Source organism: Bradyrhizobium sp. 482_C4_N1_8, assembly GCF_052075965.1.
GTDB classification, from domain to species: domain Bacteria; phylum Pseudomonadota; class Alphaproteobacteria; order Rhizobiales; family Xanthobacteraceae; genus Bradyrhizobium; species Bradyrhizobium barranii.
The window spans coordinates 1,803,024-1,823,512 of the sequence record NZ_CP197231.1 but is presented as its reverse complement, the minus strand read 5'-3'; the positions used below and the strand labels follow the sequence as shown (position 1 = coordinate 1,823,512).

Below are 20,489 nucleotides of genomic sequence, written 5' to 3'. Positions count from 1 at the left end.
TCGATCATGCACCCGATGAAGAGCGGTTTGCCATGACAAACCTGTCAAAGGCCACTGCGCCGTTTACAGTGTAAGGCTGGTGACCGCCATGGCTATGGTGTTCCACGGCCGGGCATTTGTTGGTAGCCTGCCACACCGACAGACAATAATCGGGGGCCACCGAATGACCTGCGCGAATCCCGCTGATCTCGCACAACGGAACGGAGCGTGGAGACATGTCGGGCGGGCACTCGTTGCCGCGGCGGCCGTGGTGGCGCTCGCCGGCTGCGAGGACAAGAACACGTTCGTGGCGCCGCCGCCGCCGAAGGTGGACGTCGCCACGCCGGTACAGCGGGCCGTGACGCGCTATGTCGAAGCCACCGGCAACACCGCGCCGGTCAAGAGCGTCGATCTGGTGGCGCGCGTGCAGGGCTTCCTGCAATCGATCGACTATCAGGACGGCAGCTTCGTCAAGCAGGGCACCCAGCTTTTCTTAATCGAGCCTGAGACCTACAAGCTCAAGCTCGAGCAGGCGCAGGCGGCCGAGGTCGGTGCGCAGGCCACGCTCAAGCAGGCCGAGGCCGATTTCAAGCGGCAGGTCGACCTCGTGCAGCGCCAGGCTGTCTCGCAGGCGACGCTCGACACCTCGACATCCACCCGCGACAACGCCCAGGCCAGTCTCCAGCAGGCCCAGGTCAATACGAGGCTCGCCGAGGTCAATTACGGCTACACCAAGGTGAGCGCGCCGTTCGACGGCATCGTCAGCGCGCACCTGGTCTCGATCGGCGAGCTCGTCGGCGTCTCCTCCCCGACCCAGCTCGCAACCATCGTCGCGCTGGATCCGATCTGGGTGAACTTCACGGTCAGTGAGCAGGACGTCCTTCGCATCCGCGCCGAAGCGGCCCGTCGCGGGCTGACCGTGGCCGACCTCAAACAGTTGCCGATCCAGGTGGGCCTCCAGACCGAGACCGGCTATCCGCATGAAGGCCACCTCGACTACGTCTCGCCGACCCTCAATACATCAACGGGCACGCTCGCGGTACGCGGCGTCTTGCCCAACGACAAGCGAGCGCTGCTGCCCGGCTATTTCGTCCGGGTCCGGGTGCCCTTCGACCAGGACAAGAACGCCCTCCTCGTCCCCGACACCGCGCTCGGCAGCGACCAGGGCGGCCGCTATCTCCTGGTGGTCAATAGCGACAACATTGTCGAGCAGCGCAAGGTGCAGATCGGTCAGGTCGACAACGGCCTGCGCGTGATCGAAAGCGGCTTGAAGCCGGACGACCGCGTGGTGATCGCGGGGCTGCTGCGCGTGATCCCGGGTCAGAAGATCGATCCGCAACTGACGAAGATCGAGCAGCCGCAGGCGTCTGCCAAGTGAGGGGGCGCCAGCCATGATCTCGAAATTCTTCATCGAGCGGCCGGTCCTCTCGAACGTCATCGCGCTTCTGATGATCCTGATCGGCGGCGTCGCGCTGTTCAACCTCGCGGTCGCGCAATATCCCGACGTGGTGCCGCCGACGGTGCAGGTCACCACGCGCTATCCGGGCGCCAGCGCCAAGACCGTGATCGACACCGTCGCGCTGCCGATCGAGCAGCAGGTCAACGGCGTCGAGGACATGCTCTACATGCAGTCCTACAGCGGCTCCGACGGCACCTATACGCTGACCGTGACCTTCAAGATCGGCACCGACCTCAACTTCGCACAGGTGCTGGTGCAGAACCGCGTCTCCAGCGCGCTGTCGCAACTGCCATCCTCCGTGCAGAACCAGGGCGTCACCGTCCAGAAGAAGTCGACCTCGATCCTGCTGTTCGTGACGCTGACCTCGCCGGACAAGACGTTCGACAGCCTTTATCTGAGCAACTACGCCACCATCAACATCCGCGACGAGCTTTCGCGCCTGCCCGGCGTCGGCAACGTCACGGTGTTCGGCGCCGGCCAGTATTCGATGCGGGTGTGGCTCGATCCGAACAAGCTCCAGGTCCGCGGACTGATGCCGTCGGACGTCGTCACGGCGATCCAGCAGCAGAGCCAGCAGGTCTCGGCCGGCCAGGTCGGCGCGCCGCCGACGCCGCCGGGACAGGCGTTCCAGTACACGCTCAACGTCAACGGCCGGCTCGACGACACCACCCAGTTCGAGAACATCATCGTCAAGACCGGCACCAGTGGCGACGTCACGCGCGTGCGCGACGTCGGCTGGGTCGAATTGGGCGCGCAGACCTACAGCCAGATCTTCTCGCTGAACAATCAGCCGGCCACCGGCATCGGCGTGTTCCAGTCGCCGGGCGCCAACGCGCTCCAGGTCGAGCAGGCCGTCGAGAAGAAGATGGCGGAGCTTGCAAAGCGATTCCCCGAAGGCATCAAATACGACACGCCGTTCGACACCACCAAATTCGTCGAAGCCTCGGTGCACGAGGTCTACATGACGCTGATCGAGGCCGGCCTGCTGGTGCTGGTCGTGATCCTGGTGTTCTTGCAGGACTGGCGCGCAATGCTGGTGCCGGCGACCACCGTGCCCGTCACCATCATCGGCGCGTTCGCGGCGATGGCGGCGCTCGGCTTCACCATCAACATGTCGACGCTGTTCGCGATCGTGCTCGCGATCGGCATCGTCGTCGACGATGCCATCGTCGTGGTCGAAGGCGCCGCGCACAACATCGAGCAGGGCATGAACGGCCACGACGCCGCGATCAGGGCAATGGACCAGCTGTTCGCGCCGATCGTCGGCATCACCCTGGTGCTGATCTCGGTGTTCCTGCCGGCCTCGTTCCTCGCCGGCCTCACCGGGCGCATCTATTCGCAATTCGCGCTGGTGATCGCGGCGACCGCGCTGCTATCCGCCATCAACGCGGCCACGCTGAAGCCGACGCAATGCGCGCTCTGGCTGCGGCCCACGGTGCCGCCGGAGCAGCGCAACTTCTTCTACCGCGGCTTCAACGCCGTCTATAACCGTGTCGAGCGGGGCTACACGCGCCTCATCGGCGTGCTGTGCAGGAACAGCACGATCTCGGTCGCATTCGCACTGGTGCTGATCGGGATCGGCGGCTACGGCCTGTCGCGGGTGCCGACCGGCTTCCTGCCGATCGAGGACCAGGGCTATTTGATCGCCGCCGTGCAACTGCCCGACGGCGCCGCGCTGGAGCGGACCCAGACGGTGCTCGACAGAGCGAGCGAGCTGATCAAGGACACGCCTGGTGTCCAGCAGGTCATCACCATCGCCGGCATCTCCGCGCTCGACAACAGCGCCAGCCTCGCCAATGCCGGCGTCGCCTACATCATCCTGAAGGACTGGTCGGCGCGCAAAGGGCCCGGCGAAGATCTGCGTTCGCTGGTCTACGGGCTGAACGACAAGCTCGCGACCATCATGGAGGCACGCACCCTGGTGTTGCCGCCGCCGCCGATCCAGGGCATCGGCAACGCGGCCGGCTTCTCGATGCAGGTCGAGCTGCGCGACGGCAACAGCGATTTTGCAAAGCTCCAGGCCATCACCGGCGCGATGGTTTCCAACGCCCAGAGCCAGAGCGCGCTGCAGCGCGTATCGTCTTCGTTCCGCTCGTCGGTGCCGCAGTTCAACGTCGAGATCGACCGCATCAAGACCCAGACGCTGCACGTCACCACCGATCAGGTGTTCGCGGCGCTGTCGACCTATCTCGGCTCGTCCTACGTCAATCAGTTCAACAAGTTCGGACGCGTGTTCCAGGTCTATACCCAGGCCGATCCGGCATTCCGCGTCACCGAGCGCGACATCGCCAACATGCAGGTACGCAACTCGAACGGCGACATGATCCCGATCGGCACCGTCGCCACGATCACGCCGGCCACCGGTCCGTCGCTGATCAGCCTCTACAACCTCTACCCTTCCTCGACCATCGTCGGCCTGCCGGCGCAGGGCTACTCGTCCGGCCAGTCGCTGAAGCTGATGGAGGAGATCGCGGACAAGACGCTGCCGCCGGGCACGGGCTATGAGTGGACCGCGATGTCCTATCAGGAGAAGGCCGTCTCGAACCAGATCTACTGGGTGTTTGGCCTTGCCATGCTGCTGGTCTATCTCGTGCTCGCCGGCCAGTACGAGAGCTGGTACGCGCCGATCTCGGTGATCCTCGCGGTGCCGCTATCGCTGATCGGGCCCATGCTCGTCCTCAACGCCTTGAAGATCGACAACAACCTCTATTGCCAGATCGGCCTGATCCTGCTGATCGCGCTGTCGGCCAAGAACGCGATCCTGATCGTCGAGGTCGGGCTCGAGCTGCATAACCGCGACGGCAAGCCGGTGCTGGAATCCGCGATCGAGGCGGCGCGCGCCCGCTTCCGGCCGATCCTGATGACGTCGTTCGCCTTCATCCTCGGCGTGGTGCCGCTGGTGATCGCGACCGGCGCCGGCGCCAGCGCGCGCAAGTCGATCGGCATCACCGTGTTCTCGGGCATGCTGGCCTCGACCTGCCTTGCGGTGCTGTTCGTGCCGGCCTTCTTCGTGGTGGTGCAGCGCTTCGAGAACTGGCGCACGTCGAAGAAGGCGCCGAAGGCAAAGACGGCGGCCGAGGTGAAACCGTAGTTTTTCCGCGGAGGCGGGCTGCCGACAAACAAAAAAGTCGAAAACAACCCCATGCACAGTAGAACGGCGTTGATGGCATTTGAGCGTTCCGGTGCTTTGACCCGTCGGGCAAAACACCGGCAGAATGGCATTGTGGGCGGGGTGCACGATGCGCCGGTCCATCCCCCGTCATTGCGAGCGCAGCGAAGCAATCCAGAGTCCCTCCGCGGAAAGATTCTGGATTGCTTCGCTACGCTCGCAATGACGATGGGGCGAGAGGCGCCCGTCTCTCGGCAATCCCTCACGCCGGCTGCGGCGTCCTGATCTCGCGCGGCAGGATGATCGCGGCGGCGATCGCGAGCAGGCACAGGGCAGCGAAGGCGTGCAGCATGGTGACGAAGCCGCCCTGCTCATAGAGCCAGGCGACCAGGCCGACGGAGGCGCCCGCGGCGGTGAAGCCGATGAAATAGCGCACGGCATAGGCGCGCGAGCGCCATTCCTCGCTGGTGTATTTGCCGACCATGGCATCGTTCACCGTGACCTGCCCGAACGCGCCCATGACGATGCCGATCGAGACCAGGATCAGCGGCAGATTGGACAGGTTCGCGGCGAGATACAGGAACGGCGCCAGCATGAAGGACAGCGGCAGCGCCACCGTCTTCAGCGAGTAGCGGTCGAGCAGCCGGCCGATCGTGTACTGGGTCATCGCGCCGAACACGTAGACGCAGGCCGCGATGACGCCGAGCAGCGCCGGGCTTTTTGTCAAATCCGCGAGCCGCTCGGCAAACAGCTTCGGCAGCGCGACGGTAACCGCGTTGAACGTCGTCGAGATCGCGATCACGACGATCAGCAGCGACAGGATCACGCGCCACATGTCTTTCTTCGCCACGCGCGCTTGAGCTGCCGCCTGCTTCGAGCCCTTGCGGTCCTCATGCACGACCATCATCGCAAAGGCGATGCCGATCAGGATGGTGACGACACCGGGCACGATGAAGGCAAAACGCCAGCCGAGATACTGGCCGATCACGCCGGTCACCAGCGCGGAGGAGGCAACGCCGAGATTGCCCCAGACGCCGTTGATCCCCATCTCGCGGCCGAGCCGGTCGGCATAGGACACGATCATCGCGGTGCCGACGGGGTGATAGATCGAGGCAAAAATGCCGATCGCGAACAGCGCCGCGCCGAGCTGTGCCGGGGTCTGCACGAAGCCGACCGAGATCATGGAAGCACCGATGCCGACGAAGAAGATCAGCATCATGTGGCGGCGGCTCCAGCGGTCCCCGAGCCAGCCGGTGAGCAGCGAGCCGGCGCCGAAGGCGACGAAGCCCGGCGTCGCATAGGGCAGAAGTTCCGAATAGGCCATGCCGAGCGCCGGCCCCATGATGATCACGGCGGCGGCGAAAATCAGCATCGCATAATGGTCGATGAAATGGCCTGCGTTGACGAAACTGATCACCCGGCTGGGACTATTCATTCCGAATCCTCTCCTGCTCCGAAATGGGTTATATGTCGGAGCCATGACGGGATGCTGCCAATGACTGTCTTGGAAACGCCAATCCTGCGGGAGGTCCGGAGCAACCATCGCTCGCCAGCGGGTGTGCACCTCGTCGCCCGCGACTATCCCAAGGGCATGCGGATCGATCTGCACATGCACCGCGAGGCGCAGCTGATCTATGCCGCCAAGGGCACGATGCAGGTGACGACGCCCGCGGGGCGCTGGCTGGTGCCGCCGGACCGCGCCGTCTGGGTGCCGGCCGGGCTCGAGCATGCCCTCGACCTGCTCGCCGACATCGAGATGCGCACGCTGTATTTCGACCTGCCCTGGCTCAAGCGCGAACAACGCTATGAGGGGCTGACCAAGGAATTCGTGGTGCGGGTATCGCCGCTGCTCAACCAGGCGATCCTCGCGCTGTTCGACGCGCGCAACACCGAGGAGCGCACCGAGCTGCTGGTCCGCCTGGTGATGCTGGAATTGCACCAGGCGGAGGATTCCGCGACCTTCGTGCCGCTGCCGCATGAGCCGCGCTGCCGGCGCGCCGCGATGATCGTGCTCGACGATCCCACCGGCCTGCACGACATCGACACGCTGGCGCGTGAGGTCGGAACCTCCGCGCGTACGTTGTCGCGGCTGTTTTCGACCGAGACGCAATTGAGCTTCAAGAGCTGGTGCCAGCGCGCAAGGGTTGCGGCAGCGATCCAGCGGCTGTCGACCGACCCCAATGTGTCGGTGAAGCAGCTCGCCACCCAGCTCGGCTATGCCAGCGTGCCGGCGTTTTCGGCAGCATTCCGTCAGGTGACTGGGCGGACGCCGACGGAGTTTGCGGGGAAATAGTCACGGTGTCGTCGCCCGGCTTGACCGGGCGACCCAGTATTCCAGAGACGGCCGTGATTGAGCCGAGAGGCCGCGGCGTACTGGATGCCCCGGTCAAGCCGGGGCATGACAGCTTTGGTGGCACTCTCGGCCTCGCGGGGCATGACAGCTTTCCTGGTGGCGCATGGCACCACGAAAGATACAAAATTCCCCTGCTTGATTGTGATCGGCTTCCGCCTAAATCCCGTGTAAGCTTCCGCAGCGCACAAACCGGAATCGAAACGACCAGATGGCCAACGCCTTCTTCTCAGACCTGCTCGCCACCATCTCCGATCGCGGCCGCACGCTGCTGCGCCGCGGGGATTCCGCCGACGCCAAGCACGATGCCGACGGGCTGATCGAGCTCTGCGGTGCGCTGCTGTCCGGTCGTGGCGAAGCTTCGGGCACCGCCATGGCGCGTGAGGTGCTCGACATCTACCAGGAGTTGGATGCGGCAGGACGCCGCGCCTTCTTCGAAGCCCTGGTGCGCGATTTCGGCCCCGATCGCGAACGCCTGTCCAAGGCGATCGAAAAATGGCGCGCCAGTCCCAGTGACGAAGACGCGAGCTCGCTGCATTTCGCCTCCGAGCCGCGCCGGCAGGAGCTGATCCGCCGCCTCAACCGCGCGCCGGGCGGCACCGGCGATCTCGTCAACATGCGCGCCGATCTGCTCGGCATGATGAACGGTCACACCGATCTCGCCGCGCTCGATCGCGACGTCTCGCACCTTCTCTCGTCGTGGTTCAACAGGGGGTTTCTCGTGCTGCGCCGGATTGACTGGTCGACCCCGGCCAACATCCTCGAAAAGATCATCCGTTACGAAGCCGTGCACGAGATCAGCGACTGGGACGACCTGCGCCGCCGCATCGATCCGGTCGACCGGCGCTGCTACGCCTTCTTCCATCCCGCCATGGTTGACGAGCCCCTGATCTTCGTCGAGGTGGCGCTGACCGAGACGATCCCCGGTGCGATCGCGCCGCTGCTGGCGGTCGACCGCCAGCATCTGCCGATCGAGCGTGCGCGCACCGCGGTGTTCTATTCGATCTCCAACACCCAGCGCGGGCTTGGCGGCATCTCCTTCGGCAGCTTCCTGATCAAACAGGTGGTCGAAGAGCTGCGCCGCGAGACGCCAAAACTCGACACCTTCGTGACGCTGTCGCCGGTGCCGGGCTTCATGCAATGGGTGAAGCAGGACAGGGACCTGCCGCTCTCGGACGAGGACCGCGAGGTGCTGAAGCGCCTCGACGATCCCAAATGGTTCGAGAACCCCGAGACGACGACGCTGCTCCGCACCGTGATCGAGCCGCTCGCGGCCTATTACTTCCTGAAAGCGCGCACGCCGAAGGGCAAGCTGATCGATTCCGTCGCCCGCTTCCATCTCGGCAACGGCGCACGGCTCGAGCGCATCAACTGGCTCGGCGACCTCTCGCCGAAAGGCGCGCGCGAGTCCGCCGGCGTGATGGTCAACTACCTCTACCGCCTCGACGACATCGAGAAGAACCACGAAGCCTACGCCAATGACGGCGAGGTCGTGGCGTCGAGCGCGGTGAAGAAGCTGCTGAAGGGCGAGGGGCGCAGGCTGCTGGACATGCGGCTGTCGTAGGGACAATTGCGGTGTCATCGTCCGCGAAGGCGGACGATCCAGTATTCCAGAGGCCGGCGTTGGAGAAACTCGCTCTGACCACATCCGCCGCGGCGTACTGGATGCCCCGCCTGCGCGGGGCATGACAGCGGAGCGCGGCGGCTACTGGACATACCGCTATCCCAGGCGCTATCCGTTTCATCAGTTCCTGCACCAAAGACGGGACACCATGAAACGACGCGACTTTCTCAGCCTGACCGCAGCGGCGGCAACCGGCCTCTCGCTTTCGCCCGCGCGCAGTTTCGCGGAGGGATCTGGCTCCGGGCCAGAAATGACGGCGCTGTGCGACTACATGAGCGCTGCGAAAACCCGCGCGCTGCCGCCCGAAGTCGTCGAACAAGCAAAGCACCACATCCTCGACACGCTGGCGTCGATGATATCAGGATCGGAGCTGCCGCCCGGTCAGGCGGCGCAGCGCTACATTCGCGCCAATGCTGCGCAGGGGACATCGACCATTGCCGGCACATCGCTCACCGCGTCGCCAGTCGAAGCTGCGCTTGCCAACGGCGTTATGGCGCATGCCGACGAGACCGACGATTCGCACAGCCCGTCGCGCTCGCATCCCGGCAGTTCGACTGTGCCCGCGGCACTTGCGCTCGGCGAACACCTCGGAATCGACGGCGCCCATTTTCTGCGTGCGGTGACGCTCGGCTATGACGTCGGCACGCGCGTGGTGATGGCGATGGGCGGGGCCGATTTCAGCTATGAAAGCGTGCTGAGCACGCACAGCATTTCCGGTACGTTCTGCGCTTCCGCTGCGGCGGCTAGCGTCGCCGGCTTCGACGCGCACCGGATGCGCTGGGTGCTCGACTATGCCGCGCAGCAATCCTCCGGCTTCATCGTGTGGCGGCGCGACGTCGACCATATCGAGAAGGGGTTTGTGTTCGCCGGCATGCCGGCCCGAAACGGCGTGACGTCGGCACTGCTGGTGCGTTCGGACTGGAACGGCGTCGACGACGTGTTCTCAGGGCCAGACAATTACTTCCTGGCCTATGCGCCGAAGGCAGCGACCGGAAAACTCGTGGAGAAGCTTGGCGAGCGTTACGAGATCGCAGGCACCGACATCAAGAAATGGACGGTGGGTTCACCGATCCAGGGACCGCTCGATGCGGTCTACGCCATCCGCAGCAAGCAGGCGTTCGAGGCCGGAGAGGTCAAGCGCGTCACCGTACGTCTTGCGCCGTCGGTCGCCGAGGTCGTGGACAACCGCGACATCCCCGACATCTGTCTCCAGCACATGGTCGCCGTGATGCTGCTCGACAAGACCGCCTCGTTCCACGCCGCGCACGACAAGCCGCGCTTGCAGGACGCGGCGGTTTTGAAGGAGCGCGCCAAGGTGAATTTGGTGCGCGACGAGGAGCTGGCCAAACTATTGCCGGTGCGCGTCGCCGTCGTCGAGATAGAGCTCACTGATGGAAGCCGCCTCTCCGAGCGCGTCACCGCCGTGCGCGGCACGCCGCGCAACCCGATGACGCGCGACGAGGTCATCGACAAGGCGCGCGATCTGATTGCCCCAGTGGTCGGCGGCGAGAAGGCCGAGCGGTTGATCAAGTCGGTGTATGAGATTGAGGCTGTGACCGACATCCGCAGCTTGCGGCCGCTGCTGCAACGCGTGTGAGGAGCGAAATTTCGTAAGGGATGGCAGACTTTCGCCACATCGTCATTGCGAGGAGCTCTTGCGAAGAAACAATCCAGACTGCCTCCACAGAGAGATTCTGGATTGCTTCGCTGCGCTCGCAATGACGGAGCGTGTGGCAGGCATCTCGCCCCGCGCCACGCATCGTCGAGCTACAATTGGAATTCTTCCATGACATCCGATGGTGCCGCATCTCCTCGGCCAATAAGCCCCTCGGACCGGATCGACGCCATCGACGTGCTGCGGGGCATTGCCCTGTTCGGCGTCATGGCCATCAACGTGGTCATGGAATTTCGCATTTCGATCTTCGAGCAGTTTCTTGGTGCCAGGACGCTTGCTTCGCCGGTTGATCGCGCCGTCGAAACGATCCTGACGCAGGCCGTGGAGCTCAAGGCGTTTGCGCTGTTCTCGCTGCTGTTCGGCGCAGGCCTTGCCATTCAATTCGACCGGCTCGCGAACAGCGAGCGCCGCACTTTCCTGCTCCTGCGGCGGCTCGCTGTGCTGCTGGTGTTCGGCGTCATTCATTTGTGCCTGATCTGGAACGGCGATATCCTCACCGAATATGCACTGGCGGGATTCATCGTGCTGCCGTTCCTGTTTGGCCCGCGCTGGTTGCTGACGCTCGCCGCGCTGGCGTCTCTCGCGCTGTATCTGGCCATGCAGGCCTTTCCGCCCGCGGGGTTGTTTCCCGGCAGGACCGCGATCTGGCGGGACGTCATGGATGCAAATCGCATCTATGCGACGGGCGGCTTCCTCGACGTGCTGGCGTTTCGTCTCCGCGAAATTCCTCTCATCGCGTCCCTGCACGCGTTCGTCTTCTTGCGCACGATCGGGCTGTTTCTCGTCGGAGCGCTGGCCTGGCGGAGCGGCATTCTGCAAAATGCCCGCGGCCTGCTCGTCATCGCGCTTCCGGCTATCTGTCTCGGCGCGGCCTTGCTTTACGTCGGCATCGAGCCGCTCGGCAACATCCTGCTGGCGCTGGGCTATGGTGCCGCCATCCTCTTCATCGCCAGTTTCGGACGCGGCAAGAGGCTGCTCGGCTGGGCCGCGCCGCTCGGCCGGATGGCATTCACCAACTACGTCGCACAATCGCTCATCTTCGGCTGGATCTTCTACGGCTACGGCCTTGGCCTGTTCGGACGGCTCGGCATCACCCAGGCCCTCGCTATCGGCATCGCCGTCTACGTCGGACAGGTGCTGTTCAGCGCATGGTGGCTGCGCCACTGCCGATACGGCCCGATCGAATGGCTGTGGCGCACGCTGATGTATGGTGCACTGCAGCCGATGTTGTTGTCACGGGTGGAGGGCGTGCAGTGACCAAGGTCCCTCCGCCGTCATTGCGAGGAGCACATGCGACGAAGCAATCCAGACTGCCTCCGCGGAAAGATTCTGGATTGCTTCGCTACGCTCGCAATGACGGGATGAGTGGCGCCCTCTCGCCTACTACCGCCACTCCCCCTGTCGTCAGATCAGCGTCTCGTAGAGATCCGTCCAGTCCGGATTGGCGCTCTCGATCAGCGCAAGCTTCTTCGCTCTGCTGCCACCCTTGATCTGCTTCTCACGTACAATCGCATCGGTCATTGTCGCGTGCAGTTCGTACCAGACGAGAAGCTTGCAGCCGTGCCTCTGCGAAAAGACTCTGGATTGCTTCGCTGCGCTCGCAATGACGGAGAGTGTCGGCGCGGCCGTCGAGCCCAATCCTACTCCGCCAGCGCCTTCATTTCCTTGTAGAGATCGAACTTGCCTTCGAAGCCGATGCCCGGCAGGTCGGGCATGGTGATGTGGCCGTTCTCGACGCGCACACCATCCGGGAAGCCGCCGTAGGGCTGGAACAGGTCGGGATAGCTCTCGTTGCCGCCGAGGCCGAGGCCGGCTGCGATGTTGAGGGACATCTGGTGGCCGCCGTGGGGGATGCAGCGGCTCGGCGACCAGCCGTAGGTTTTCAGGACCTCCAGCGTGCGCTGGTATTCGCAGAGGCCATAGGACAGCGCGCAGTCGAATTGCAGCCAGTCGCGATCCGGGCGCATGCCGCCGTAGCGGATGAGGTTGCGCGCGTCCTGGTGGCTGAACAGGTTTTCGCCCGTGGCCATCGGGCCCGGATAGAATTCGGCGAGCGCGGCCTGCAGCGCGTAGTCGAGGGGATCGCCGACTTCCTCGTACCAGAACAGCGGATAGTCCCGCAGCATTTTTGCGTAGGCGATGCCGGTCTCGAGATCGAAGCGGCCGTTGGCATCGACCGCGAGCTGCGCGTCCTTGCCGATCTCCTTCAGCACCGCCTCGATGCGGGTGCGGTCGTCCTCGATCGACGCGCCGCCGATCTTCATCTTCACGACGTTGTAGCCGCGATCGAGATAGCCGCGCATCTCGCCGCGCAGCATCGAGAGATCCTTGCCGGGATAGTAATAGCCGCCGGCGGCGTAGACGAACACGCGCGGATTTGCTTTCACGCCGTGCCGTTCGGCGAGCAGGCGGAACAGCGGCTTGCCTGCGATCTTCGCCACCGCGTCCCACACCGCCATGTCGATGGTGCCGACCGCGACCGAGCGCTCGCCATGGCCGCCCGGCTTCTCGTTGGTCATCATCGCGCCCCAGACCTTGTCGGGGTCGAGATTGTCACCAGCCGCATTCAGCAGCGACTTCGGATCGGCCTCCAGGATGCGCGAGGCAAAGCGCTCGCGGATCAGGCCGCCCTGCCCGTAGCGGCCGTTGGAATTGAAGCCGTAGCCGACGACGCGCTTGCCGTCGCGGACGACGTCAGTGACGACGGCGACGAGGCTCGTCGTCATCTTGGTGAAGTCGATATAGGCGTTGCGGATCGGCGAAGAGATCGGCTTCGTGATCTCGCGGACGTCAACGATGCGGACGGACATGGGGTTGGCCTTTTACTTTCGTCATTGCGAGGAGCGAAGCGACGAGGCAATCCAGACTGTCACGGCGGAAAGATTCTGGATTGCTTCGCTTCCGCCGTCGCTCTTCGAGCTATGGCGGACAAGTCGCTCGCAATGACGTGGAGAGAGTGTGCGCTCCTCGCAATGACGGGTGGAGAGAGCACGGCGCGCTTAGAAACTATTTCTTATCCCTGAAATACGGCTCGACCGGACCATGCACCTTGATCGTCAGCGGATTGCCGTGGCGGTCCTTGGCGTTGCCGGCGGTGACGCGGACCCAGCCTTCGCTGATGCAGTACTCCTCGACATTGGTCTTCTCGACACCCTTGAAGCGGATGCCGACGTCGCGCGAGAGAATATCCGCGTTGTAATAGGGGCTGTTCGGGTCGACCGACAGGCGGTCCGGAAATTCGTCGCTCATGATTGTCTCGCTCATAACAGGGTCTCGATTTGATTCCGCAGTCCTTCCGGCCGTGCGGTCGGCGCGTAGCGCGCGATCACCTTGCCGGCACGGTCCACGAGAAATTTGGTGAAATTCCATTTGATGGAGGCGCCCAGCAGGCCGGATTGCTGGCGTTTCAGGTACTCATACAGAGGGTGCGCATGGGCGCCGTTGACGTCGATCTTCTCGAACAGGGGAAAGGTGACGTCGTAGTTGGTCGAGCAGAAGGACTGGATCTCGCTCGCCGGCCCCGGCTCCTGCGCGCCGAACTGGTTGCAGGGAAAGCCGAGCACCGAGAAGCCGCGCGGCGAGAGGTCGCGATAGAGATCCTCGAGCCCGCGATATTGCGGTGTGAAGCCGCATTTGCTCGCGGTGTTGACGATCAAGAGCACCTGCCCTTCGAAACGGCGCATGGGCACCTCCTCGCCGAGAAGCGAGTTGGCCTTGAAGTCGTAGATCACAGACATCGCTAACCCACGGGATCGATCGGCGACGGCGGCACGCCGCCCGCCTCGATCGCTTCGCCTGCGAGCAGACACAGATCCTCGCGATAGCGGCCGGACACGATGTGCACGCCGACCGGCGCCTTGCCAACCAGACCGGTGGAGACCACCAGGCCCGGCAGTCCCATGAACGGGGTCGCGATTTGCGGCATCTGCGCCTCCCAGACGCGCTCGAAGGATTCGTTGTCCTTGCGGTCGAGATGATCCGGGAACGGCAACTCGCCGGACACCGGCGTGAGCACCACGGCATATTTTTCGAAGAACAGCATCCAGTCGCGGGTCAGCGTGGCGCGGCGCGTGAGCGCCTTGGCGTAGTCCGCCTGGTCCATCGGCGTGACCTTGGCGCGATTGCCGCGCAGGCAGGCCAGCGCACCGGGATCGCCTTCGCGCTCAGCCATCTCCAGCTGCGCCTCATAGCCGTCGCCAAGCCAGAGTTTTCTCTGCCACTCGACCGCCTCGCGCATCGGCGGCGTGTTCTCGATGACCTCGACAGTCCAGCCGGCGCGCTCCAGCCGCTTGCCGGCGTCGGTCACCGCGGCCTTCACCTCCGGTTTGGTCGCAAGCCCGTCCGGGTTGAGGCAGAGCGCGGCGCGCTTCGGCCGCGCGGGGCCCTCCAGCGGCGCCGGCACGAACCAGGGGTCGCGGATGTCGCGGGCCGACATGGCTTCGAGCGAGATCCTGAGATCGTTGACCGTGCGCGCCAGCGGGCCCGAGACGGCCATGATCTGCGGCCCGATCGGACGCTCCGGCAGCGCCGGGTTGAAGGCCGGGATGCGGCCGAGCGTCGGGCGCAGGCCGTGCACGCCGCAGGCATAGGCGGGATAGCGGATCGAGCCGGCGATGTCGGTGCCGTGGGCGATATGGCCGATGCCGGCCGCGACCGCCGAGCCGGCGCCGCCGGACGAGCCGCCCGGGGTCAGCGAGGCATCGCGGGGGTTCTTGGTGTCGCCATGGACCAGATTGGTGGTGAACCAGCGATAGGAGAAGGCCGGGCAATTGGTGCGGCCAAGCAGGATGGCGCCCGCTTTGCGGAAATTGGCGACCACCGGATTGTCCTCGCGCGCGATCAGGTCGCGCTGGAGTTTCAGGCCGTTGGTGGTGGCAAAGCCTTCCTGGTCGACATTGGCCTTGATGGTGACGGGCACGCCGGCGAGCACACCGGGATCGTCTCCCCTGGCGATGGCGGCATCGACGGCATCAGCCTGCTTGAGCACGTCCTCCGGCCGGTGGTCGATCACCGCGTTGAGCTGGGGATTGACGGCGTCCAGGCGGGCCAGACCGGCCTTGGCCGCCTCCCTGGCGGAGACCTTTTTGGATTTGACGAGGGTAGCGAGGTCGGCGGCCGACAGGCGCCAGAGATCTTGCATGGTTTGCTCCGTTTAACCGGCGTCTTTTAGCGCCGGGAACGCGGCAAAGCCATGCGGATTTCGCGGGGAGGAAGAGCGGGCTTGGCGCCGGGTGGTGCCTCATTCCCGGTCATTGCGAGCGCAGCGAAGCAATCCAGAATCCCTCCGCGGAGACAATCTGGATTGCTTCGTCGCAAGGGCTCCTCGCAATGACAGGGGAGCGCGCGGGGGCCTCAATGCCTGGTCGCGGACTGATCCGGGATGTCCAGCAGGGCCTCGGTGAAGGGGAATTCGAGCACGATCTCCCCGTCGTCGTCGGTCACCTCGATGACGGCCTCCATGAGCGCCGGCTGGGCGCCCTCCGACTTCACCACCTCCAGGATCATCTGGCGGGCGACCTCCCAGGCGCGATCGGGGTTACGCAGGTCCTCTCCGTCGGGATCCACGATCAATTCGTCGCCGATGCGGGTGTTGAAGAAGTATCTGGGCATCACGAGAGTCCAAATTGGGAGGCCTGTACCGGATTGAAAGCTGCACTGCACTCACAACTGCTTTATCAGGACAGGGTTCGCGACCGAATGCGCCACGCGCAAGGCAGCATCACGGGAAGTGATGTTCCACCATCATTTTCGCGGCGCAACATGGCTTTCTCGGGAAGATTTCACTAGCGAAGTTTTCCGCTCGCATTACTTTAACCGTTGGGCGGATACGTCCGAATTCGTGAAAATGGAGAGCCAAAATGGCTTGGAAAGCCCCGAAGATCGTCGAAGTGCCCTGTGGCATGGAAATCAACATGTATGTGAGCGCCACCCGCAAGTAAGCGGTTGGTGGTTTCTGCGCAGGTGGATCTTTCGGTCACGATCGGTTTCCGGAAGACACGAACTTTGTCGGCATCCGTGTCGGCCTGAGATCCACCTCGCGACGTTCCCTCCAGGAGACGTATTATGCTTCGCGTCGTCGTCCTGGGCGCCGGGGCCGGCGGCGGAGTCCCGCAATGGAACTGCGGGTGTGAGGGCTGCCGGGCGGCCCGTGAAAATGGCCAGGAGCTTCAGAGAACCCAAGCCTCGGTCGCTTTCAGTGGCGACGGCGAGCACTGGTTCCTGATCAACGCCTCCCCCGATCTTCGCCAGCAATTGAACGCCACGCCGCAGCTGCATCCCAAGGCCGGCGCGCTGCGCCATACACCTGTTGCAGGCGTGATCCTGACCAACAGCGAGGTGGATGCGGTCGCGGGCCTGCTGTCGATGCGCGAGGGCTCACCCTTCACGGTCTATGCGCATCAGAAGGTGCTGGCGATCCTGAAGAGCAACAGCATCTTCAACGTCCTGAACGAGAAGAACGTACAGCGCCAGCCGATTTCCATCCACGAGCCGTTCGAGCCGCGGCTGCCTGATGGCGCGCGCTCAGGACTTGAGGTGCTGCCCTTCGCGGTGCCCGGCAAGTCGGCCTGGTATCTGGAAGGTAAGGCGCATCCCGGCGGCGAGACCGGCGACGGCGATACGCTGGGACTCAAGATCACGGACAAATCAACCGGCAAGTGCTTCTACTTCATCGCCGCCTGCGCCGAGGTGACCGATGCGCTCAAGGCCGAGATCGATGGCGCAGCACTGGTGTTCTTTGACGGCACGGTCTGGCAGGATGACGAGATGATCAAGGCCGGGCTCGGCCACAAGACCGGCAAGAGCATGGGCCATGTCGCGATGTCCGGTCACGATGGCGCGATCGCGCGCCTCGCCGACCTCACTCTCGACAGGAAGATGTTTCTGCATATCAATAACTCGAATCCGGCGCTGCTGCCCGATACGCCGGAGCGTAAAGCGCTTGAGGCCGCGGGCTGGCGGATACCCGCCGACGGAACGGAGATCGTGCTGTGAATGCCGCGTCACTGACTGGAATGACCGCGCTCTCTGTTGGCAAGGACATCAGGCTCAACTCGGCCGAGGAGCTTGAGGCGACGCTGCGCCATATCGGGGCTACGCGCTATCACAGCCTGCATCCGTTCCATAAGCTGCTGCACGGCGGCAAGCTGAACAAGGGCCAGGTGCAGGCCTGGGCGCTGAACCGCTACTATTACCAGAGCACGATCCCGATCAAGGACGCCGTGGTGATCTCGCGCTTCCGCGACCGCGCTACGCGGCTGGAATGGCGCCACCGCATCGAGGACCATGACGGCGACGTCGGCAGCGAGGGCGGTATCGAGCGCTGGCTGAAGCTGACCGAAGGCCTCGGCCTCGACACGGCCTATGTGGAATCGACCGAAGGCATCTTGCCGGCGACGCGCTTCGCGGTCGAAGCCTATGTCCATTACTGCCGCGAGAAGAGCCCGCTGGAGGCGATCGCCTCCTCGCTCACCGAATTGTTCGCGCCGAACCTGCACGAGGAGCGCATCTCCGGCATGCTGGAGCACTACGACTTCGTCAATCCCGACATCATGAGCTACTTCAAGCGACGCTTAGCGCAGGCGCCGCGCGATGCCGGTTTCGCGCTCGACTACGTCAAGGCGCATGCCACGACGCCGGAGCAGCGCGCCTCCGTCTGCAACGCGCTGATCTTCAAGACCAACGTGCTGTGGGTGCAGCTCGATGCGCTCCAGCACGCCTATGTCGAGGGCCACATTCCGCCGGGCGCCTTCGTGCCCAAAGCGAGCTGAGGGATCAGAGCAATGGCCGGGCCGCGGAACATCAGCGTCAGCGAGGCAAGCCGCCCGGTGCTGCCGCGGCATGCCAAGCTGAAATATGACGAGACGCGCAAGGTCTGGGTGATCCTGGCGCCGGAACGGGTGCTGGCGCCCGACGAGATCGCGGTCGAGGTCTTGCAGCTCTGCGATGGCGAGCGCAATGTCGGCGACGTCGCCGACCAGCTGGCCGCGAAATACGCCGCGCCGCGCGAAGCGATCCTGGCGGACATCATCGTCATGCTGCAGGATCTCGCCGACAAGGGCTTCCTCACCGAGGCCCGGGAGAAGACGTCATGAGCGACCTGCTCGGCAATCTTCCGCCCGACATCAGCGACAGCCTCGCGGTGCTGGAGAAGCAACGCTCGACAGCGGAGACGTTCGGCATTCCGCTCGCCGTATTGCTCGAGATCACGCATCGCTGCCCGCTGCAATGCCCCTATTGCTCCAATCCGGTCGAGCTCGACCGCTCCGGCAAGGAACTGACGACCGAGGAGTGGAAGAAGGTCTTGAGCGAGCTCGCCGAGATCGGCGTGCTCCAGGTGCATTTCTCCGGCGGCGAGCCGACGGCGCGGAAGGACCTCGTCGAGCTGGTCAAGCATGCCAGCGACGTCGGCCTCTATACCAATCTGATCACCTCGGCCGTGCTGCTGACGCGCGAGCGGCTGAGCGAGCTGGCGGATGCCGGGCTCTGCCATGTGCAGATCAGTTTCCAGGGCGTTGAAGAAGGTCTCGCCGACCGCGTCGCCGGCTACAAGAACGGGCATCGCAAGAAGCTCGAAGTGGCGAAATGGACGCGCGAGCTCGATCTGCCGCTCACCGTGAACGCGGTGATGCACCGGCAGAACCTGCACCAGCTCCCCGACATCATCCAGATGTCGATCGATCTCGATGCCGACCGGCTCGAGGTCGCCAATGTCCAATATTACGGCTGGGCGCTGAAGAACCGCGCCGCGCTGATGCCGACCGTGGCGCAGTTAGACGAATGCACCCGCATCGTCGAGGAGGCGCGCGAGCGGCTGAAGGGCACGCTCGCCATCGACTACGTCGTTCCCGATTATTACGCGCTGCGGCCGAAGAAATGCATGGGCGGCTGGGGCCGGCAGTTCTTCAACATCTCGCCGGCCGGCAAGGTGCTGCCCTGCCACGCCGCCGAGAGCATCACCGGGCTCGACTTCGAATCCGTGCGCTCCAATCATTCGATCGCCTGGATCTGGCAGAACTCGGACGCCTTCAACCGCTATCGCGGCACCGGTTGGATGAAGGAGCCGTGCAAGACCTGCGAATTCCGCGAGATCGATTTCGGCGGCTGCCGCTGCCAGGCCTTTGCGCTGACGGGCGACGCCGCCAACACCGATCCCGCCTGCGCGCTGTCGCCGCTGCACGAGACCATCTTCAAGCAGGCCGAGCGCGAGGCCGAGGGCGAGACCAACCGCTTCCTCTATCGCAATTTCGCCGGCGGCACTCTGGAATCCGGGAATGATGCCTGACGCCGACGCGGCCGCATCCGCCAAACGTGCCGATCCCTTTGCGCCGCTGACCTCCGACATGCTCGACGTCGGCGACGGCCACGAGCTCTATGTCGAGAGCGTCGGCCGCGCTGACGGCATCCCCGCCATCTATCTGCATGGCGGGCCCGGCAGCGGCTGCCAACCCGACCATCGCAAGCTGTTCGATCCCGAACGCTTCTGCGCGGTGCTGTTCGACCAGCGCGGCTGCGGCCGCAGCCGTCCCAAGGGATCGCGGGAAAATAACACGACGGCGCATCTGATCGCGGACATGGAGAAGATCCGCGAGAAATTCGGCTTCGACCGCTGGATGGTGGTCGGCGGCTCCTGGGGCGCGACGCTGGCGCTGGCCTATGCCGAGGCCCATCCCGACCGCATCTCCGGCATTGCGCTCCGCGCAACCTTCCTGGGCACCCGTGCCGAGGTCGAAACCGCTTTCACGTCGCGCCTGTCGCAATTCTATCCAGCGCTCCACGAGGATTTTCTCAGCGTGCTGCCGCCCGATGAGCGCGCACACCCGGTGGACGCCTATTGGCGCCGCATCCTCGATGCCGATCCGGCCCTGCATGGTCCCGCCGCGCGGGCCTGGCACGACACCGAACGCGTCCTGTCTGAGCACAAGGCGGCCAAGACGGGGCTGGACCTCGCATCGCTGAACGTGTGGCGCACGCTGCCTGCGACGCCATTCATGGAGGCACATTATTTCGTCCACGACAGCTTCATGACGGACGACCAGCTGTTGCGGAACGCCGGCAAGCTCGCTGGCATTCCCGGCATCATCGTGCAGGGCCGCTACGATCTGTTGTGCCCTCCTGAGACATCCGAGCGGCTTGCGAAAGTTTGGCCGGGTTCCGAGATTCGGATCGTGGAAGAAGCCGGACATTCGCTCTATGATGCCGGCGTGCGGGACGCGGTCATGAAGTCGATCGCCGATCTCGCGTCGAAAGCCGCGCGCTAGATCGATCTCCTCATCCTGAGGAGCGCTCCAAAAG

19 protein-coding genes are annotated in these 20,489 nt (G+C 64.4%); 12 read left to right on the top strand and 7 right to left on the bottom strand.

From position 1 onward, the window contains the following. The first annotated feature begins 163 nt into the window (after positions 1-163). On the top strand, positions 164-1,357 hold the full coding sequence (locus AB7Z56_RS08565) for an efflux RND transporter periplasmic adaptor subunit (RefSeq protein WP_063981436.1): 1,194 nt from the start codon (positions 164-166) through the stop codon (positions 1,355-1,357). A gap of 13 nt (positions 1,358-1,370) precedes the next feature. After that, entirely contained in the window at positions 1,371-4,529 is a 3,159-nt protein-coding gene (locus tag AB7Z56_RS08560; protein WP_283017519.1) for an efflux RND transporter permease subunit, read from the top strand. Between the two features lie 280 nt (positions 4,530-4,809). Here the strand turns inward: AB7Z56_RS08560 and AB7Z56_RS08555 are convergent, their stop codons facing one another. Continuing rightward, a complete protein-coding gene (locus tag AB7Z56_RS08555; RefSeq protein ID WP_063981434.1) occupies positions 4,810-5,982 on the bottom strand; it encodes an MFS transporter in 1,173 nt (390 codons plus the stop codon). Between the two features lie 51 nt (positions 5,983-6,033). Between AB7Z56_RS08555 and AB7Z56_RS08550 the strand changes: the two genes are divergently transcribed. The 4 genes from AB7Z56_RS08550 (at position 6,034) to AB7Z56_RS08535 (ending at position 11,453) form a co-directional block, all read left to right on the top strand. Next, positions 6,034-6,840: an AraC family transcriptional regulator gene (locus tag AB7Z56_RS08550; protein ID WP_371497412.1), complete on the top strand. Its 807-nt coding sequence runs from the start codon at positions 6,034-6,036 to the stop codon at positions 6,838-6,840. 268 nt (positions 6,841-7,108) lie between these two features. Further along, positions 7,109-8,461, top strand: coding sequence for a malonyl-CoA decarboxylase (locus AB7Z56_RS08545; protein ID WP_063981433.1), 1,353 nt, complete (start codon positions 7,109-7,111; stop codon positions 8,459-8,461). Positions 8,462-8,669: 208 nt separating this feature from the next. Next, the gene (locus AB7Z56_RS08540; RefSeq protein ID WP_063986129.1) at positions 8,670-10,118 is read left to right on the top strand and encodes an MmgE/PrpD family protein; all 1,449 of its coding nucleotides are present in this window, start codon (positions 8,670-8,672) and stop codon (positions 10,116-10,118) included. 189 nt (positions 10,119-10,307) lie between these two features. Continuing rightward, positions 10,308-11,453: a DUF418 domain-containing protein gene (locus AB7Z56_RS08535; protein ID WP_063981432.1), complete on the top strand. Its 1,146-nt coding sequence runs from the start codon at positions 10,308-10,310 to the stop codon at positions 11,451-11,453. 147 nt (positions 11,454-11,600) lie between these two features. On the opposite strand, the gene AB7Z56_RS08530 is transcribed toward AB7Z56_RS08535, so the two are convergent. From AB7Z56_RS08530 to AB7Z56_RS08505, 6 genes are all read right to left on the bottom strand, one after another. Then, positions 11,601-11,801: a hypothetical protein gene (locus AB7Z56_RS08530; protein WP_371498107.1), complete on the bottom strand. Its 201-nt coding sequence runs from the start codon at positions 11,799-11,801 to the stop codon at positions 11,601-11,603. Positions 11,802-11,836: 35 nt separating this feature from the next. Then, complete coding sequence (gene tarD, locus AB7Z56_RS08525; protein WP_063981430.1) at positions 11,837-13,006, bottom strand: D(-)-tartrate dehydratase; 1,170 nt, start codon at positions 13,004-13,006, stop codon at positions 11,837-11,839. A gap of 196 nt (positions 13,007-13,202) precedes the next feature. Continuing rightward, the gene (locus tag AB7Z56_RS08520; protein ID WP_015684132.1) at positions 13,203-13,460 is read right to left on the bottom strand and encodes a DUF3297 family protein; all 258 of its coding nucleotides are present in this window, start codon (positions 13,458-13,460) and stop codon (positions 13,203-13,205) included. Beyond that, positions 13,457-13,933 carry a glutathione peroxidase gene (locus tag AB7Z56_RS08515; protein ID WP_063981429.1) on the bottom strand — a complete coding sequence of 159 codons (477 nt, stop codon included), beginning with the start codon at positions 13,931-13,933 and terminating at the stop codon, positions 13,457-13,459. Before AB7Z56_RS08515 ends, AB7Z56_RS08520 begins: the two co-directional genes overlap by 4 nt. A 2-nt stretch (positions 13,934-13,935) precedes the next feature. After that, positions 13,936-15,336, bottom strand: a complete 1,401-nt coding sequence (locus AB7Z56_RS08510; protein ID WP_063981428.1) for an amidase family protein — start codon at positions 15,334-15,336, stop codon at positions 13,936-13,938. Positions 15,337-15,548: 212 nt separating this feature from the next. After that, entirely contained in the window at positions 15,549-15,806 is a 258-nt protein-coding gene (locus AB7Z56_RS08505; RefSeq protein WP_063981427.1) for a DUF6894 family protein, read from the bottom strand. A gap of 248 nt (positions 15,807-16,054) precedes the next feature. Between AB7Z56_RS08505 and pqqA the strand changes: the two genes are divergently transcribed. From pqqA to pip, 6 genes are all read left to right on the top strand, one after another. Further along, positions 16,055-16,135, top strand: coding sequence for a pyrroloquinoline quinone precursor peptide PqqA (pqqA, locus tag AB7Z56_RS08500; RefSeq protein ID WP_007595659.1), 81 nt, complete (start codon positions 16,055-16,057; stop codon positions 16,133-16,135). A 124-nt stretch (positions 16,136-16,259) separates the two neighbouring features. After that, complete coding sequence (pqqB, locus tag AB7Z56_RS08495; RefSeq protein ID WP_063981426.1) at positions 16,260-17,189, top strand: pyrroloquinoline quinone biosynthesis protein PqqB; 930 nt, start codon at positions 16,260-16,262, stop codon at positions 17,187-17,189. A gap of 20 nt (positions 17,190-17,209) precedes the next feature. Then, entirely contained in the window at positions 17,210-17,965 is a 756-nt protein-coding gene (pqqC, locus tag AB7Z56_RS08490) for a pyrroloquinoline-quinone synthase PqqC (protein WP_175618535.1), read from the top strand. Between the two features lie 12 nt (positions 17,966-17,977). Beyond that, the gene (pqqD, locus tag AB7Z56_RS08485) at positions 17,978-18,289 is read left to right on the top strand and encodes a pyrroloquinoline quinone biosynthesis peptide chaperone PqqD (RefSeq protein WP_441256185.1); all 312 of its coding nucleotides are present in this window, start codon (positions 17,978-17,980) and stop codon (positions 18,287-18,289) included. Next, positions 18,286-19,479, top strand: a complete 1,194-nt coding sequence (gene pqqE / locus AB7Z56_RS08480) for a pyrroloquinoline quinone biosynthesis protein PqqE (RefSeq protein ID WP_063981424.1) — start codon at positions 18,286-18,288, stop codon at positions 19,477-19,479. The genes pqqD and pqqE overlap by 4 nt, the downstream gene beginning before the upstream one ends. Next, positions 19,469-20,455, top strand: coding sequence for a prolyl aminopeptidase (gene pip, locus AB7Z56_RS08475; RefSeq protein WP_063981423.1), 987 nt, complete (start codon positions 19,469-19,471; stop codon positions 20,453-20,455). Before pqqE ends, pip begins: the two co-directional genes overlap by 11 nt. Positions 20,456-20,489: the final 34 nt, after the last annotated feature.

Bases quoted from the DNA above. Each gene is read 5' to 3' on its own strand.
- AB7Z56_RS08565 (WP_063981436.1), top strand. From the start codon at position 164: ATGACCTGCGCGAATCCCGCTGATCTCGCACAACGGAACGGAGCGTGG.
- AB7Z56_RS08560 (WP_283017519.1), top strand. From the start codon at position 1,371: ATGATCTCGAAATTCTTCATCGAGCGGCCGGTCCTCTCGAACGTCATC.
- AB7Z56_RS08555 (WP_063981434.1), bottom strand. From the start codon at position 5,982: ATGAATAGTCCCAGCCGGGTGATCAGTTTCGTCAACGCAGGCCATTTC.
- AB7Z56_RS08550 (WP_371497412.1), top strand. From the start codon at position 6,034: ATGCTGCCAATGACTGTCTTGGAAACGCCAATCCTGCGGGAGGTCCGG.
- AB7Z56_RS08545 (WP_063981433.1), top strand. From the start codon at position 7,109: ATGGCCAACGCCTTCTTCTCAGACCTGCTCGCCACCATCTCCGATCGC.
- AB7Z56_RS08540 (WP_063986129.1), top strand. From the start codon at position 8,670: ATGAAACGACGCGACTTTCTCAGCCTGACCGCAGCGGCGGCAACCGGC.
- AB7Z56_RS08535 (WP_063981432.1), top strand. From the start codon at position 10,308: ATGACATCCGATGGTGCCGCATCTCCTCGGCCAATAAGCCCCTCGGAC.
- tarD (WP_063981430.1), bottom strand. From the start codon at position 13,006: ATGTCCGTCCGCATCGTTGACGTCCGCGAGATCACGAAGCCGATCTCT.
- AB7Z56_RS08520 (WP_015684132.1), bottom strand. From the start codon at position 13,460: ATGAGCGAGACAATCATGAGCGACGAATTTCCGGACCGCCTGTCGGTC.
- AB7Z56_RS08515 (WP_063981429.1), bottom strand. From the start codon at position 13,933: ATGTCTGTGATCTACGACTTCAAGGCCAACTCGCTTCTCGGCGAGGAG.
- AB7Z56_RS08510 (WP_063981428.1), bottom strand. From the start codon at position 15,336: ATGCAAGATCTCTGGCGCCTGTCGGCCGCCGACCTCGCTACCCTCGTC.
- AB7Z56_RS08505 (WP_063981427.1), bottom strand. From the start codon at position 15,806: ATGCCCAGATACTTCTTCAACACCCGCATCGGCGACGAATTGATCGTG.
- pqqA (WP_007595659.1), top strand. From the start codon at position 16,055: ATGGCTTGGAAAGCCCCGAAGATCGTCGAAGTGCCCTGTGGCATGGAA.
- pqqB (WP_063981426.1), top strand. From the start codon at position 16,260: ATGCTTCGCGTCGTCGTCCTGGGCGCCGGGGCCGGCGGCGGAGTCCCG.
- pqqC (WP_175618535.1), top strand. From the start codon at position 17,210: ATGACCGCGCTCTCTGTTGGCAAGGACATCAGGCTCAACTCGGCCGAG.
- pqqD (WP_441256185.1), top strand. From the start codon at position 17,978: ATGGCCGGGCCGCGGAACATCAGCGTCAGCGAGGCAAGCCGCCCGGTG.
- pqqE (WP_063981424.1), top strand. From the start codon at position 18,286: ATGAGCGACCTGCTCGGCAATCTTCCGCCCGACATCAGCGACAGCCTC.
- pip (WP_063981423.1), top strand. From the start codon at position 19,469: ATGATGCCTGACGCCGACGCGGCCGCATCCGCCAAACGTGCCGATCCC.